Source organism: Haematobacter sp. (assembly GCF_032102465.1).
Taxonomy (GTDB): Bacteria; Pseudomonadota; Alphaproteobacteria; order Rhodobacterales; family Rhodobacteraceae; genus Haematobacter.
Window position 1 is genome coordinate 25,291 of the sequence record NZ_DAMDHB010000007.1, and the last position, 14,451, is coordinate 39,741.

The 14,451-nt window shown below is 65.9% G+C and carries 16 protein-coding genes; 6 read left to right on the forward strand and 10 right to left on the reverse strand.

The genetic code is table 11. The features are described 5' to 3' along the window. Positions 1 to 9: 9 nt before the first annotated feature. Positions 10 to 756 carry a phosphonate metabolism transcriptional regulator PhnF gene (phnF, locus tag RT513_RS06710; RefSeq protein WP_088216385.1) on the reverse strand — a complete coding sequence of 249 codons (747 nt, stop codon included), beginning with the start codon at positions 754 to 756 and terminating at the stop codon, positions 10 to 12. 226 nt (positions 757 to 982) lie between these two features. Here phnF and phnN point away from each other — a divergent pair, with 226 nt between their 5' ends. After that, entirely contained in the window at positions 983 to 1,528 is a 546-nt protein-coding gene (gene phnN / locus RT513_RS06715) for a phosphonate metabolism protein/1,5-bisphosphokinase (PRPP-forming) PhnN (protein ID WP_290684484.1), read from the forward strand. A 734-nt stretch (positions 1,529 to 2,262) separates the two neighbouring features. On the opposite strand, the gene RT513_RS06720 is transcribed toward phnN, so the two are convergent. From RT513_RS06720 to fliL, 6 genes are all read right to left on the reverse strand, one after another. Further along, the gene (locus tag RT513_RS06720) at positions 2,263 to 2,982 is read right to left on the reverse strand and encodes a DUF1045 domain-containing protein (protein ID WP_290684482.1); all 720 of its coding nucleotides are present in this window, start codon (positions 2,980 to 2,982) and stop codon (positions 2,263 to 2,265) included. Between the two features lie 51 nt (positions 2,983 to 3,033). After that, positions 3,034 to 4,824, reverse strand: coding sequence for a hypothetical protein (locus tag RT513_RS06725; protein WP_290684480.1), 1,791 nt, complete (start codon positions 4,822 to 4,824; stop codon positions 3,034 to 3,036). Further along, positions 4,824 to 5,693, reverse strand: coding sequence for a flagellar motor stator protein MotA (gene motA / locus RT513_RS06730; RefSeq protein WP_088215959.1), 870 nt, complete (start codon positions 5,691 to 5,693; stop codon positions 4,824 to 4,826). The genes RT513_RS06725 and motA overlap by 1 nt, the downstream gene beginning before the upstream one ends. A gap of 66 nt (positions 5,694 to 5,759) precedes the next feature. Next, positions 5,760 to 6,305 (reverse strand): magnesium transporter MgtE N-terminal domain-containing protein, encoded by a 546-nt coding sequence (locus RT513_RS06735; protein WP_313533780.1) that lies wholly within the window; start codon positions 6,303 to 6,305, stop codon positions 5,760 to 5,762. Further along, positions 6,302 to 6,655, reverse strand: coding sequence for a hypothetical protein (locus RT513_RS06740; protein ID WP_290684475.1), 354 nt, complete (start codon positions 6,653 to 6,655; stop codon positions 6,302 to 6,304). The genes RT513_RS06735 and RT513_RS06740 overlap by 4 nt, the downstream gene beginning before the upstream one ends. 10 nt (positions 6,656 to 6,665) lie before the next feature. Beyond that, complete coding sequence (gene fliL, locus RT513_RS06745) at positions 6,666 to 7,136, reverse strand: flagellar basal body-associated protein FliL (RefSeq protein ID WP_088215956.1); 471 nt, start codon at positions 7,134 to 7,136, stop codon at positions 6,666 to 6,668. 108 nt (positions 7,137 to 7,244) lie between these two features. On the opposite strand from fliL, the gene fliF reads away from it, so the two are divergent. The 5 genes from fliF to RT513_RS06770 all read left to right on the forward strand — a co-directional run bounded on the left by fliF (position 7,245) and on the right by RT513_RS06770 (position 11,180). Next, entirely contained in the window at positions 7,245 to 8,789 is a 1,545-nt protein-coding gene (fliF, locus tag RT513_RS06750; protein WP_290684472.1) for a flagellar basal-body MS-ring/collar protein FliF, read from the forward strand. Beyond that, the gene (locus RT513_RS06755) at positions 8,786 to 9,364 is read left to right on the forward strand and encodes a hypothetical protein (protein WP_290684471.1); all 579 of its coding nucleotides are present in this window, start codon (positions 8,786 to 8,788) and stop codon (positions 9,362 to 9,364) included. Before fliF ends, RT513_RS06755 begins: the two co-directional genes overlap by 4 nt. Beyond that, positions 9,357 to 9,632, forward strand: coding sequence for a FliM/FliN family flagellar motor switch protein (locus RT513_RS06760; protein WP_035743437.1), 276 nt, complete (start codon positions 9,357 to 9,359; stop codon positions 9,630 to 9,632). The genes RT513_RS06755 and RT513_RS06760 overlap by 8 nt, the downstream gene beginning before the upstream one ends. Then, the gene (locus RT513_RS06765; protein WP_088215953.1) at positions 9,613 to 10,353 is read left to right on the forward strand and encodes a flagellar type III secretion system pore protein FliP; all 741 of its coding nucleotides are present in this window, start codon (positions 9,613 to 9,615) and stop codon (positions 10,351 to 10,353) included. The genes RT513_RS06760 and RT513_RS06765 overlap by 20 nt, the downstream gene beginning before the upstream one ends. Before the next feature lie 68 nt (positions 10,354 to 10,421). Further along, a complete protein-coding gene (locus RT513_RS06770) occupies positions 10,422 to 11,180 on the forward strand; it encodes an SDR family NAD(P)-dependent oxidoreductase (RefSeq protein ID WP_290684468.1) in 759 nt (252 codons plus the stop codon). On the opposite strand, the gene RT513_RS06775 is transcribed toward RT513_RS06770, so the two are convergent. The 3 genes from RT513_RS06775 to RT513_RS06785 are packed head-to-tail and all read right to left on the reverse strand — an operon-like array spanning position 11,169 to position 14,451. Further along, on the reverse strand, positions 11,169 to 11,843 hold the full coding sequence (locus tag RT513_RS06775; protein ID WP_290684463.1) for a cytidylyltransferase domain-containing protein: 675 nt from the start codon (positions 11,841 to 11,843) through the stop codon (positions 11,169 to 11,171). The genes RT513_RS06770 and RT513_RS06775 overlap by 12 nt on opposite strands. Next, positions 11,840 to 13,180, reverse strand: a complete 1,341-nt coding sequence (locus RT513_RS06780) for a 3-deoxy-D-manno-octulosonic acid transferase (RefSeq protein ID WP_290684461.1) — start codon at positions 13,178 to 13,180, stop codon at positions 11,840 to 11,842. The genes RT513_RS06775 and RT513_RS06780 overlap by 4 nt, the downstream gene beginning before the upstream one ends. Next, entirely contained in the window at positions 13,177 to 14,451 is a 1,275-nt protein-coding gene (locus tag RT513_RS06785) for a 3-deoxy-D-manno-octulosonic acid transferase (RefSeq protein ID WP_290684456.1), read from the reverse strand. The genes RT513_RS06780 and RT513_RS06785 overlap by 4 nt, the downstream gene beginning before the upstream one ends.

Sequence of the window (14,451 nt, forward strand, 5' to 3'; positions counted from 1 at the left end):
TGTTGCCGGTCAGAACCGGCTGTCGTCAGGCCGTTCCGCGCCCGGCGGATCGGTGTCGAAGGTGAACTGCACCCGCTCCGCCGACCAGACGGCTTCGGAATGGCCGATCGGTTGGCCTGCCTCGTCCACGTCGGTCTTCTGCACGACAAGGACGGGCAGCAACGGATGCTGGGCAAGCAGGCGCGCTTCCTCCTCCTCCGCCCGGCGGGCGAAGATGGTGGTGGAGCGCCGGAAATAGTCGGTCACGCCATGAGCGGCATAGATGTCGCTGACGGCCTGCCCCGCCGCGCGGCGCTCTGCGAAATCAGGAAACCGCGCGGCGCAGCACCAGGAGAGGCCGAGGCTGATCGGCACGTCATCGGCCAACCCCCGGTTCAGCAGCCGGTGAACGGCGGCACCCTCCTCCAGCGCCAGCGCACGGGCGATCCGGGCGGGCGCAGGCACGATTTCCGCCGAAATCTGATCGCCCCCCGGCGCCAGACCCTGCTCCTGAAGGTTCTGACGGAAGCGGGTCCTGCGGCCGATGTGATAGTTGATGAGCGGGGCCGATTCCACGAAAGTTCCCCGCCCCTGCTCCACGCGCAGCTTGCCCTCCACCGCAAGGGCGGCGACAGCGCGGCGGATCGAATGCCGGCCCGCGCCGAAAAGCTGGCACAGTTCGGGCTCTGTCGGCAGCCTGTCGCCGGGCGAAAAGCTGCCCGAGGCGATCTCCTCCGAAATCCTGTCCCGGATCATCTGCCAGTTCTCGCGCCCCATGTGAGCCTCCGAGTCATTCGAATGAATTATGAATAGCTGCAGACTATGACGGCAAGATGAAATACAAAGACCTCGCGGAAAAAATTCCACGGCTCTGCAGATATTTGTATGTCTTTGAAATGTCGTCAAATATTCACGAAATAATTATTGCAGAATGCCGCGAGTGCGCCGTAACCGTTTGACACCCCTCGCCGGCGAACGGCCGCGAAGGGGTCAGGAGGATAAGATGAGGACAGCGATCTTCGCGGTGGTCGGCCCATCGGGCGCCGGCAAGGACACGGTGATCGCCGCGGCGCTCGCGCACAGGCCAGAGATCCACCGCGTCCGCCGCGTCATCACGCGGCCCACCGAAGCCGGCGGGGAAGACTTCGAGGGCGTGAGCGAAGCGCTATTCCAGAAGCGGCTGGCAGCAGGCGATTTCGCCCTGCACTGGCAGGCGCACGGCCTGTCCTATGGTATTCCGTGGTCGGAAATAATCTCCGGGCGAGACGTGCTGTTCAACGCCTCCCGCGCGATGGTGGAAAGGGCCGTTGAGGTCTTTCCCGCACTGCGAATTCTTCAGATCACCGCCCCGCCGGAAGTGCTCGCCCACCGCCTTGCCCAGCGCGGGCGGGAAACCGCAGGGGAAATCGCGCAACGCCTTGTCCGCGATACCGCGCCTCTCCCGCGAAACCTCGCTGTCAGCACGATTGACAATGGCGGGGCGCTGGAGGTTGCCGTCGAGCAGTTTCTTCACGAGCTGGACCGGGTGCCGCGCCGGGTTATGGGGTAGCCCGATCCTAATCGCTGCCCTTTTCTGAGCGGATTTACGCATAAGGCACAGCACCGAAAGCAGGCCCTTTTCTTGTGAAACCGGCGCCCCGCACTGGCCGACTGCCGGTTTCGGCAGCACGAAGATAGGTCGTGACCGAGAACCTCGAGAGCGGACATGGTGAGGCGGAAGCTCAGCCGGGACGCGGTGAGGCAGGTAACAGACCGGAGCGTTGCGATGACGCAGGTCGCGCGTGACCTTGGTATCGCCGAGAGCGTATTTCGGGCGATGGATGCGAGAATGGAGCCTAGCCCTGCCGCCGTCTTTCCCTGGAACGGTCAGATGTGGGCCAACCTGGCCAAGATTGCGCCATGAAGAAAAAGGTCACCCGGAATCGGGCGCAGCCTGACATCCCGAAGAGGGCGGAGGCTTTTTTTGCGCGTGAGGTGATATGAGGTTCGCCTTCATGCCGGGCACCCCGCAGATCGGGCCCGTCACCTGAGTCTGGGAGGCCCTCAGATCCCGTGGTCAGGCTACACGCTTGGCTGAACCGAGACCGGTGCGTGGACAACGAAGGCTGGAACCGGGCTTTGGTGCACCACCTCCCGCTGACCAATCCAGAGGGCTTTCAACGCGATTCAAAGCCACTGCGTCGGACATAACCGACCTTTCGCCGGCCGAAGACAGCGGGCGAAGAAATAAATCCCTCCATCCCCGTGCTTCCCGAGACAGAACATGTCGAAGATGAGGTGTTCTCAAACCAGGGGAGAGCGCATTGTTAGTGGGCACTCCTTGAGAACTTCAAATTTTCCATCCGGCCTTTGGCCGAAGAGATAGATGCGATCAATGATCAGCGGCTCCGGCAGAAGCGGCGCAAGATGTGGTTCGAGCTTCTCGATCACCTCCACGCCGACGTCCTGCGACACTCTGCCGGTGAGCGTGAGATGAAACCGGAAGTCATCGCCGACATAGGGATAGCCCCAGTCAAGGAGCTTCTGGCGCTGCGGCGGCGAGAGTGTTTCCGGCCTGCGGCGCGCGATTTCCGCCTCGGTCAACGGGGCCCTGAAATCATCGAAGAACTCCACGACCCTCATCGCAAATCTGTTCAGCTCCGCCGCATCTCCCTTTGGCCGGAGCGCGACAAATCCTGACAGCAGGCTAAAAGCCAGACCATCCAGTCTGACGGCTGCCTGATCTTCCGCAAAGCTTTGAAGTGCAGCCTCCAGCCCTACGCGATCGCGCCCTTCAGCCAGACGAAAGGGGGCTTTCAGTGTGGCGTGGAAGCCATAACGCCGCGGCTCCTCCGTGATCTGCGCCAATCCGAGCGGCTGGCCGAACCAGGGGGTGGTGGGTGGGGTTTCCACGGATGTCCAGGGATTCCATCCCAGCCAAGCCGCCGCAAAATCGGTGAGAGGGCCGGGAGGGGACGTCCAGTAAATGGCGTATCGCGTATGGTCTGTCATATTCTTGATCATGGCGCCGGAGGTCCGGCAATCCGCATCCTCTATGCTCTTCGCATGTCACTTTCATGACCCGTTTGCCGGATCATTCAAGATCAGAACGAGATCCCGGCGGAAAGCCCTGCTTTCTTCCAGAAGCGCTCCAGCTCCCGCAAGACTCAGGGAGGGTTGGGCCGCAGAAGTTCCTGCCCGAGAGGTTCCTGCTTGCACAGCAGCCGTGACCGGGGTCTCTGCCCTGCCCGACACTGTCTCGCTCCTGCCGAAACCAAGCGCGGTTACCCGCTCCTCCACGCCCGCCTGCACCGAAATTGGCAGATCAGGCGCGGTCAGCCGGGAACCGAGTGCGAAACGGAGGAAAGTCACGTCATCGGCGATCCGCAGAAGAAGTGTTGCCAGCGTCTCCCCGGTCTCACGCCGGAGCGAGGCGGGCAAGCGGTCGAACGCGCCATAGGCCGCGTCGAAATCGCCCGTGGAAGCGAGTGCAAGGACTTCCGCACGCGCCAATCTGTCTCCCAGTTGCGCCCCGCGCATCTCCATCGCGAGGGCAGCGGCCTGAACGGCGCGCTCATGTTCCACCGGCTCACCGCGCGCGACGCGGCCTTCAATAAGCAGCGCTAGCGCTTCCGCCCCAAGCACTCCCGAGGTCCGGGAGGTCGGCGCGAGGCCGGGAGGCTCCCTCTCCTCACGGGCAATCAGCCCGTCCGCGATTGCGACCGAAGGTCCCTCATCGGCACGAGCCATGACGGAACGCACCGAGAGCGCGGACTCATCGTCATCGCGCGCGAGGAACCGCTCAACCAGCCGGGGGCCGAGCAGGTCGCGTTGAAACGGGGCAAGCCGTGAAAAGCTGCGCAGGACAGCGCCCCTGTTCACCTCGCGACCCGCCCCAAGGCGGGGGTCGGCAAGGAGCGCCCAAAGCGGCGTCCAGCCGTCGCAGACCGCCATTGCCGCAAGCGGCCCGATGTCCCGGGGGATCTCGCCATCGACGAGCGCGGCTAGCGGCAAAAGCCACTCGCGGTCCCTGATGAGATCGGGGTTGAGCTGCATTTCCGCCAGCGCCTCGTGTCCGAAGCCCATGGCGAGGTAATATCGTACGAGAGTGTTCACGGCCTCTATGCCGGGCCGGTCGAATTCCCCAACCAGTTCCGCACGCAGCTTTCCCAACGTCTCGGCAAGGGGCTCGGCCTTCATCCAGGCCGTGGGGTCAAGGAGTTCAGGAGCCGGACATGCGGACAGCCCCGGAGCAGCGGGCCCATCGTCACGAACATCCCTGTCGAACGCGGTAATGACGGCAAGGCCCGGGGCGTCGTTGTTGGTCACCGGGGTTTCGGATGTGATGGGCGCTCCTTCAAGTTCTACCAACCCCTGGTCCACCGCCCTCGTCAGCTCTGCGCCGATCAGCGAACGCATTTTGGCCAGCGGCTGATCTGGCGCGAGCGGCAGAGGCAGCGGGGACGGAGGTCGGAGGGGAAGCGGAAGACGGGGCATGACGGCGGCCACCGGAATTTCCGGCGGGGGGCCGTCCGTCACGTCGAGCACGATGAGCCCCGGTCGCATCTCCGTCGCGACAGCATGGCACTCGCAGCCGAGAGACAGGCGAAGCCCCTCGGGCGTCTTGCGGATATCGGCGATCCTCCGGCGCGGAATGAGCTCGAACACGCGGCTGATGTCGAGCTGAGGCTTCGCCGCCATGTCGAGCCGATACCCCTCTCCAGCCCGCGTGAGCGACCATGCGGAAGGTTTTGGGAGAGCAATGACAATCCTGCTGAATGTCTCATGCTCGCCCGAGCGCACACGGATCGACTGGGCCGAGGCAAGGCACGGCAGCAAAAGCAGGGCGGCAAGCAGCAGGCGCATCAGGCGACCTCCGGCTTCAGTTCGCGCAACGCACCCTCCAGCATGGCAAAGGACGGACGAACCGCATGCGGCGCGTTCTGTCGCCCGACTTCGACACATATGTTGGCCGCGTGGTTGTGGAGGTTGGCGACCAGAACTTCCCGGATCAGGCGATGGAACTGCGCATCCTCCTCCGTCACCGCCTTCAGCCTCGCGGCGAGGGGACCGACGATTCCGTAGGCGAGGAATACACCAAGGAATGTGCCGACAAGCGCGCCCCCGATCAGCTTGCCCAGGACTTCCGGCGGCTGGTCGATGGAGGCCATCGTCTTGATGACGCCCAGCACGGCCGCGACGATGCCGAGCGCGGGCAGCCCATCGGCCATCGTCTGGAGTGCATGGCTGGTGTGAAGCGCATGATGGAGACTTACCTCCATCCGCTTTTCCAGAATCTCCTCCACCTGATGGGGGTCATCATAATTCATGGCGGCAGAGCGGAGCGTGTCGCAGATCAGATCCACCGCCTCATGATCGGCGACGATCCGCGGATACCGCGCGAAGATGGAGGAGCTTTCCGGCGCCTCCACATGCTCTTCCAGCGCCACCGGATTCTGACGCCCAAGGCGCACCAGTTCGAACAGCAGGCAAAGAAGATCCTGATAGTCGGTCTGGCGCCATTTCGGGCCTTTGAAGGCGCGCGCGATATCGCGAACCGTTGCCTTCACCAGCGCCATGTCGCTTGACAGCAGGAAGGCGCCCACGGCCGCGCCAAGGATCATCGCCATCTCATAGGGGAGCGAATGAAGGATGATCGACATCTTGCCGCCTGCGAGGATGTAGCCGCCAAAGACCATGACGAAGATCACAGCGATCCCGATGATGCCGAGCATTCCTGAAGCCTCCATTCCAGCGTGATCCCCAGAATAGAGGACGCGGGTTAATATTCGCTTGCGACGTCACTCAACCGGCGCAAGCGCATTACGGCCCGCAAGCAGGACGCTGAAAGAATAGGCCGTGCGGGGGTTGAGGCCCGCCATGAGGGAGGCGGCCGCCTCCGGACGCATGCGTGCGAGGAATCCGGCGGCGAAATCGGGTTCCATTTCTTCGAAAAGCAGTGCCGCCTCCTTGGGCTTCATTGCCTCGTAGACAGCAGTCAAACGGGCAAGGTCCGCCTCGCTCGCCTGGCGGGAGGCTGCGATTCGGGCATCAAGACTATCTTCTGCGGCCGCGAGCCGGGCGAGTTGCTGGCGAACGTCCATCTCGGCACGGTCGAGCGCCTCCTTGCGGGCAGTGAGTGCGCGTTCCGTCTCCACCACGCGGGCCTCGCGATCGCGGAGATTTGCCAGAAGTTCTGCCGCACCCGGTAGCGAGGTGCAGGATGTTTCGACCAGCGCGGGTGACGCCTCAAGCGCGAGTGCGCTTCCGCCCCACCCCGCAAGGCGGATCGCCGCGGAGGCGAGGAACATCACTGTGACCAGGGAGAGCGGGCCGGGGCGTCTCATTCCGCGGCCATAAGGATATCGTCCCTGCGCTGGCGAAGGCGAAGCCGGCGTCGCTGCGGCCTGGGAGCGGGCAGATCGTGCATCGCGGCCAGAACGACCTCCAGTCGCCGGGTTGCCGCCTCTGCACGACCCGTCACCTCCTCCAGCGAACGCTCCGACGCTCCCGCCGTCTCCCGCGCCAGCGCGACGGCTTTCGTCAGGTCATCGACCTGCGTGGACAGCAGGGCGACCGCCCCCCCCATTCCGCCTTCCAGTTGAGAAAAGCGCTTCAGACGGCGGGAGAGCACGAAGCAATAGAGACCCGCGCCGAAAGCGCCCGTCGCCAATAGCAGATCGGCGATGAAATCCATGCCCGTCTCCTCAGTTTATGACAAATTCCGAAACGAGCAGGTCGCGCACGCGACCTTCACCCGCGACGATCTGAACGCGGCGCAGCATCTGGGCTCGCAGCGTCATCAGCATGGCGGGCTGCTCCAGCCGCTCCGGCTCCACTGCGCGGAGATAGCCGTTCAGCACGTCGCGAATCCGGGGCATCACCAGCGTAACCTCCCGCGCATCCGCGCGTCTCACCTCCAGATCGGCGGCGAATCGCAGGTGGCGGCCCGCCATTCCCGGCCCGAGAGACAGGACGAGCGGCGGAATGGTCACATAGGCGATATCGCCCAGACCGCTCTCCGGCGTCTTCGGGGAAAACGCCGGTATCAACCCCGTCCGGGCGGCCATGAACCCCCCGCCTGCCAATGCCAGCGCCAGCACCCCGGCGAGAATCAGCCCGCGTTTGCCCCCCTTTCGGGGCGCATCTTCCGTCCCACGATCGGCCACGTCCGACATGTTGCCTCCGAATCTGCACCACATCGTCATAGCGCAAGCCGACTAACGCTTTCTTAAGGCTGCGAATGCAAAACCAGAGTCACGCAGACCGGATCAGGGAGAATCGTCGTGCAGCAGATCGTGGCCATCTGGAATGGGCTGACACTGGCGCGTCGTGTGGCCGTGGCGGCAGCCACGCTCGCCATGTTCGCGGCGATACTCCTGATGGCACGCGGGGTGGCCAGTCCGCGAATGACCCTGCTGTATTCCGGGCTGGAACCGGCGGCGGCGGGACAGGTGGTGAATGCGCTGGCCCAGCGCGGGATCGTCCATGACGTGCGGGGTGACGCGATCTTTGTGCCCGAACAGGCGCGCGACCAGCTCCGCATGGCTCTCGCCGCAGAGGGGATGCCGGCGAACAGCAGCGGGGGCTATGAGATACTCGATTCGCTCTCCGGCTTCGGGACGACGTCGCAGATGTTCGACGCGGCCTACTGGCGCGCGCGGGAGGGGGAGCTGGCCCGGACCATTCTGTCAAGCAACGGCATCCGGGCGGCGCGTGTGCATATCGCCACCGCGCGCGCCCAACCCTTCCGGCAGGATATGCCGCCCACGGCCTCCGTCACGGTCACGACCTCCGGCATGCCGCTCGGCGGCGATCAGGCGCGGGCGATGCGGTTTCTGGTCTCCTCCGCCGTGCCGGGGATGCTCCCCGAAGCGGTTTCAGTCATCGACAGTCAGCGCGGGTTGGTCCTCTCCGGCGTAGAGCCTCCCGGAGCGGGTCCGATGGCGGAGCGGACAGAGGCCTTGCGTCACAACATCCTCAGGCTTCTGGAAGCCCGTCTGGGCCCGGGCCGGGCCGTTGCGGAAGTCAGCCTCGACATCGCCAATGAGCGTGAGACCATCACCGAACGGCGGATCGATCCGGCCTCCCGCATCGCGGTCAGCCACGATGCGGAAGAAACGACGGCCAGCTCTTCCGAAAGCCCCGGCGCGCCGGTGGGCGTGGCCAGCAACCTGCCCGATGGCGAGGCGCAGTCGGAAGGCGGCAGTTCACGCAATCAGGACAGCCGGTCGCGAGAGCGGACAAATTTCGACTTTTCCCAGACCGAACGTGCGGTGGAGCGGGCACCGGGCGCGCTGCGCCGGCTGACGGTCGCGGTGCTGGTGGACGGAATGCAGGTGGCGGGGACCGACGGCACGACGACATGGCAACCCTTGCCCGAGGCGGAGATCGCGGCGCTCCGCGATCTCGTCGCCTCCACAGTCGGATATGACGAGGCAAGAGGCGATGTGATCACCCTGAAATCCATGCCGTTTCAGCCGGTCGATACGCCAGAGATGACGGCCGAGACGGGAATGTTCTCAGGTTTCGATGCCACGACGCTGGTGAAACCCGCGCTCCTTGGCCTCTTTGCCCTGCTCATCGGGCTGTTCGTCATCCGACCAATCCTCACCGGCACCAGAAAGACCAGTCGCGAGCTGGACGACAGCCGCCCCGTCAGGATACTCGCGGCGGGAGAGACGCTGGCTGGTCCGGGCCTCCCTGCCCCCACAGATATTTCAGAACCCGAGGAGCCCGTTCACCGCCTGCGCCGACTCATCGCGGAGCGTCAGGACGAAACGGTGGAAATCCTTAGAGGCTGGCTTGAAGACCGCAAGGAGCGCGTATGAAACCCCTCGCCCTCACATTGGAGAACTTCGCCACATACCCGCAGCTGGCCGAGGAGGACGCTTCGAAGGCGCGCGCCCTCGCCTATGACGAGGGTTTCGCCGCGGGATGGGAGGAAGCCGTGGCGGCAGAGGTTGCGGAGCGCGCGCGGCTCCGCACGGATCTGGACGCACGGCTTCAGGATCTGTCCCTCACCTGGCAGGAGGCGCGGGACCACGCTCTCAACGCACTCTCTCCGGTGCTGGATGCGCTGGTCGCGAAAGTCCTGCCCGCCGTGGCGCGGTCCGTGCTTGCGGACCTAATCCTCGAACATTTCGCACCGATCGCCCGACAGGCAACCCGGAAGCCGGTGGCCCTTGCCGTCTGCCCCGAGGATGTCGCAGCGCTTCAGGAGCGGCTTCTGGACCATGACGACCTGCCCTTCCAGATCGTCGCCGACGACACCCTCCTGCCCGGCCAGTGCGTCCTGCGCTCCGCGGCGGAGACGCTCTTCGATCTCGACGGCCTCACCCGCAGGCTGACCGAGGAAATCCGCAATCATTACCCCCAAAGACCGGAGCTTCGCGCCCATGGATGACAAGGCCTTTCCCGAGCAGCGCCTGTTTGGACAGATCCCCATCGAGATCACCGTCTCGGTCGGCAAGGCGCGCCCGCTGGTGCGCGACCTGCTCCGCCTCCAGCAGGATACCGTCCTGCCGCTGGACCGGCGCGTGGACGATCTCGTGGAGCTTTACGTAGGTGAGCGGCTGATCGCGCGCGGCGAGCTTCAGGAGCTTGAGGGCGACCAGGCCGGCCAACTCGCCGTCAAGCTGACGGAGGTCATCGATGTGGCGGGGGGCGCCTGATCCGGCGCTGCTCATCTGGACCGCGGGTTTCGCCCTGTTCGCGGGGGCAGCCTTCGCACAGGACGGCCTGATCCCGGCGGATGGAGCCTCGCTCGCCGGGCGGGCGGTGCAACTCATCGCGGTGATAACGCTTCTGGGCCTGGTGCCCGGCCTGGCGGTCACAGTGACCTGCTTTCCCTTCATCGTCACGGTGCTTTCCATCCTTCGGCAGGCCATCGGCCTGCAGCAGGCACCGCCGAACATGCTCATGGTGACGCTGGCGCTTTTCCTGAGCTGGTTCGTCATGGACCCCGTGCTGACGGAAGCGTGGGAAACCGGGATCGGCCCCCTCTCCCGCGGAGAAACGACGGTGGAGGCAGCGCTTCCCCATATCATCGGGCCGTTTCAGGGCTTCATGGCCCATCGCGTGAACCCCTCCACCCTGGCGGAACTGGCGACGCTCCGCGCTCCGGGGCTGCCGCCTCCCCCCGCAATGGAAGCGCCGCTGCCCCTGCTCGTGCCGAGCTTTCTGCTGAGCGAGATCGCCCGCGCCTTCCAGATCGGCTTCGTCATCTTTCTGCCGTTCCTGATCATCGACCTCGTCGTTTCGGCGGTGCTCATGTCGATGGGGATGATGATGGTTCCGCCCGCGATCGTTGCATTGCCATTCAAGCTGGCCTTCTTCGTGGTCGCGGATGGCTGGACCCTGATCTCCGGCGCGCTGGTACGCAGTTACATGTAGGTGTTCTACGGTCAGGGCTGGAAAAATCGTCCGACAATCGCAATGATGGAGGGAGAACCGCGAAAGGGATGAGGATGTTCGAGGATCTGAAGGGCAAAACCGCGCTGATCACCGGCGCGTCGGGCGGGCTGGGCGCCCATTTCGCCGAGCTTCTTGCAGGTGCGGGGGCGCATGTCATCGTCGCGGCCCGGCGCGCGGCAGCGTTGGAGGCGCTGTGCGAGCGTATCGCGGCTGCGGGCGGCAAGGCTGAGGCCGTCTCCCTCGACGTTACCGAACCGGACGCCATTACGGAGTGCTTCACCGGCCTCGCCCTCGCACCGCAGATCGTGGTGAATAACGCCGGTATCAGCATGCCCGGCCCCGCGCTGGACATCACCGCCGAGGATTGGGACCGTGTCGTCGATACCAATCTGCGTGGCGTATTCCTCGTGGCGCAGGCGGCGGCGCGGCGGATGCGGCAGGCGAAACAGGGCGGATCCATCATCAACGTGGCCTCGATTCTGGGGGTCCGGGTTGCGGGGGCAGTCGCCTCCTACGCCGCGTCCAAGGCGGGGGTGGTGCAGCTCTCCTCGGCGCTCGCGCTCGAATGGGCGCGCTACGGCATCCGGGTGAACGCGCTTTGCCCGGGATATTTTGAAACGGAAATGAATCGCGACTTCTTCGCCTCCCCCCCCGGAGAGGCATTGGTCAAACGGATACCCCAGCGCAGGCTGGGCCGCATGGAGGATCTCGACGGGCCGTTGCTGTTACTGGCCTCCGACGCGGGAGCCTATGTTACCGGCGCCGCGATTCCGGTGGACGGCGGGCACCTCGTCTCATCGCTCTGAGCGGCTGAGCGCGGCCTCGGCACGTTCAAAATCGGCGAGCGTGTCGATATCCATCGACCGCTCGGCCGGCATCGGCACCATGCCGATCCGATCCGTCGCCAGGCCGCCGTTCTGCCGGAACCATTCGGCGGAGAAGACATAGACCGCGCCATTGGGCCGCCAGACCAGCGGAAGCTGCTGACGGTTCATGAAGCAGTATTCCGGCCGGGCGACAGGCACGAAACGATCACCCTCGGCAAGACCGTATTTCAGGACGGTCGAGGGCGCCTCCGTCACCGACATGACGAGGTCGAACCCGCCCTGCCGCCAGACATCCACGCCGCGTCTGATGTCCTCCACCTGCCGGAGCGGTGAGGTGGCCTGCAGCAGCACCACAAGGGCAGGCCCCGCGTCGCGCAGCGCGTGAAGCAACACCGGATCCATTGGCACGCCATCGCCCGCAAGCGCCTCGGGCCGGGCGATCAGCCGTGTTCGGGGCTGTGGAGCCGCCAGAATCTCGGGAATGTCGGTGGAGACGATGACTTCCTGCGCGCCCGCTGCAAGACCCTGATCCACCGCGCGGCGGTAGAGCGGCACCCCCCCGAGCGGCCGGACGTTCTTGCCCGGCAGCCCCTTGGACCCGCCCCGGACGGGCACGATGGCGATAAGCGGCAGGTCTGTCATGGCGTGGTGTCCAGCAGCGGTTCGAGGATGGCCATGCTGCGCGCCGTCGCGCCGCTGTGGTCGGCAAAGAAGCTCTCCGTCCGGCGGGATATGGCGGCGAGCGCGTTGGGATCCAGCAGCAGATCGCCCATGACCTGCGCGAGATCGGGGATCGTCGGGCAGATGCGCAACACACCCGCGGCCTCCGCCTCCCGGCCCGGATATTCGATCGTCCAGACATGCGGCCCGACGAGCACCGGCTTGCGCAGGGCGAGCGGTTCGATCACGTTATGCGCCCCCTTCTCCACGAAGCCCCCGCCCACGACCGCCAGCTCGGACAGGGCGAGGTAGAAATACATCTCTCCCAGTGAATCACCGAGCAGGATATCGGCCTCTGCCACTCCCGGATCGGTGAGGGCAAGATCCGCATCGAAGGCGCGGGAGCGCCGCAGGACGCGCTGGCCGGATGCCTCCAGCATGTCGCCCACCTGCGCAAACCGCTCCGGCGCGCGGGGGATATGGATGAAGAGCGGCGGCACCCGCCCCGCCGCCCGGAACCGCTCCTGCACGAGACGATAGGCGTCGAGATACAGGTCGTCCTCGCCCTCCACCACGCTGGCCAGCGCCACGACATGCCGACCGCGAAGCACCATGCCGGTTGGCCCGTCGAGAAGCCGGGCGGCAGCCCCTGTCAGGCGCGCGGGAATGGGCTGATCGAAGCGCAGCTCCCCCACGACATGCACATTGGGCGCGCCGAGTGCTCGGAACCGCTCCGCCATGATCCGCGATTTGGCGAGAACCCCGGCCACGTCCCGGACTGGATGGCCGATCCACGGCAACCAGCGGCGGGCGCGCGCAAAGCTCCGCTCCGGTATCTGGCTGTTGGCGAGCCAGAGCGGCACGCCTGCCAGACGGGCCTCGTCGATCATCACGGGCCAGATCTCGATCTCCATCGCGAGGCCGAGGCGCGGGCGGGCGTTGCGGAAGAAATGCCGCCATGCCCCCGCAAGCTCCAGCGGCAGATAGCGCACGGCGACATCGCCCGCAGCGATCTCCGGGGCAAAGGCGGCTTCGCTGCCGCGCCGGCCTGCCGGGGTCAGATGGGTGATGAGCACCCTTTCCCCGCGGTCAAGGAAGGCACGGATCAACGGCACGGCGGAGCGGAGTTCGCCGAGCGACACCGCATGGACCCAGACGGTGGCCGCAAATGGCTCGCCCTGCCCGAAACGCTCCTCCATATGGTCGAGATAGGCCGGATCCCTTCGCCCGCGCCGCCGGAAATAGGCCCGCACGAACGGCAGGGCCGGATACCACAGCGCCCGGTAGAGGCGAAGGGCGAGACGCTGGCGCAGGGTCATGGTGCCCCCATCATCGCGATGAGGTGCCGGGCCGTGCGGTCAAGCTGCGCCTCTCCCCGTTCGGCCAGCGCAGCCGCGCGGGGGCGCATGGCGAGCGTTGCGGGATCGGAAAGCGCCTCCGTCATCGCCTCGGCGTGAAGGGTCAGCCGCGCGGCCCCCGCCCGGTCGAAGGCATCGTAATCCTCCTCGAAGTTCCACACGTTCGGTCCGTGCAGGATGGCGCAATCCAGCCGTGCCGCCTCATAGGGATTGTGGCCGCCGACCGCGGCGATGGAACCGCCGACGAAGGCCGTATCGGCCACCCGATACCACAGGCCGAGCTGGCCGATCCGCTGCACGACATAGACCTCCGCCCGGGCGGGCAGACGGTTGTCGGGCGGAAGCAGCTCCACCGCCAGACCGGCAGCGCGGCAGGTCGCGACCACCTCCGGCGCGCGATCAGGCGCGCGGGGCGCGACGACCAGCACTGCACCGGGGTCGCGCCGCAGGAGCCTCTGGTGTGCTTCGATCACCGCTCCTTCATCGCCCGGATGGGTGGAGGCCGCGAGCCAGAGGCGGCGACCGCCAAGGTCGTTCTCCACCGCATGGCGGCTTTCCGGCTGATCTGCGAGCGGGGGCGCCGCCGATTTCAGCGAGCCGGTGACATGGATGCGCGACGGCTCCCCGCCGAAGGCGGCGAAGTGGCGGGCGCTCTCCTCCTCCTGCGCACCGATGAAGGCGAAGCGGGTGTAGAGATCGGCGAACAACGCCCGCGCCCGGGCCTTCTGCCGAAAGGAGGCCGCGCTCATCTTGCCGTTGACGATGGCCAGCGGAATATCCCGCCGCGCGATCTCCCGGATGAATGCAGGCCAGACATCGCGCTCCGCCCAGACGGAGAGGTCGGGCCGCCAGTGATCCAGAAAGGCGCGCACGAAAGGAAGGGCATCCAGAGGCAGATACTGATGGATCGCACCGGCAGGCAGGTTCTTCGCGATCGCCTCCGCCGATGTGCGGGAGGAGGAGGTGAGCAGCACCGTCACATCGGGCCGGAGCGCACGGATGCGGTTGACCAGCCCCGGCAGCGCCAGAAGCTCCCCCACGCCCACGGCGTGCATCCAGACCAGAACCCCCTCGGGGCGGGGCACGCTGGCCTCTCCCAGCTTCTCGCGCCAGCGGGCCGGATCCTCCTTGCCGCGGGCGAGGCGCTTCTTCAGATGACGCCGCGCCAGCGGGGCCATGAGCGCGGAGGCGGCAAGGTAGCCCCGCAGAGCCAGGCCGGTGTGTTGCGTCAC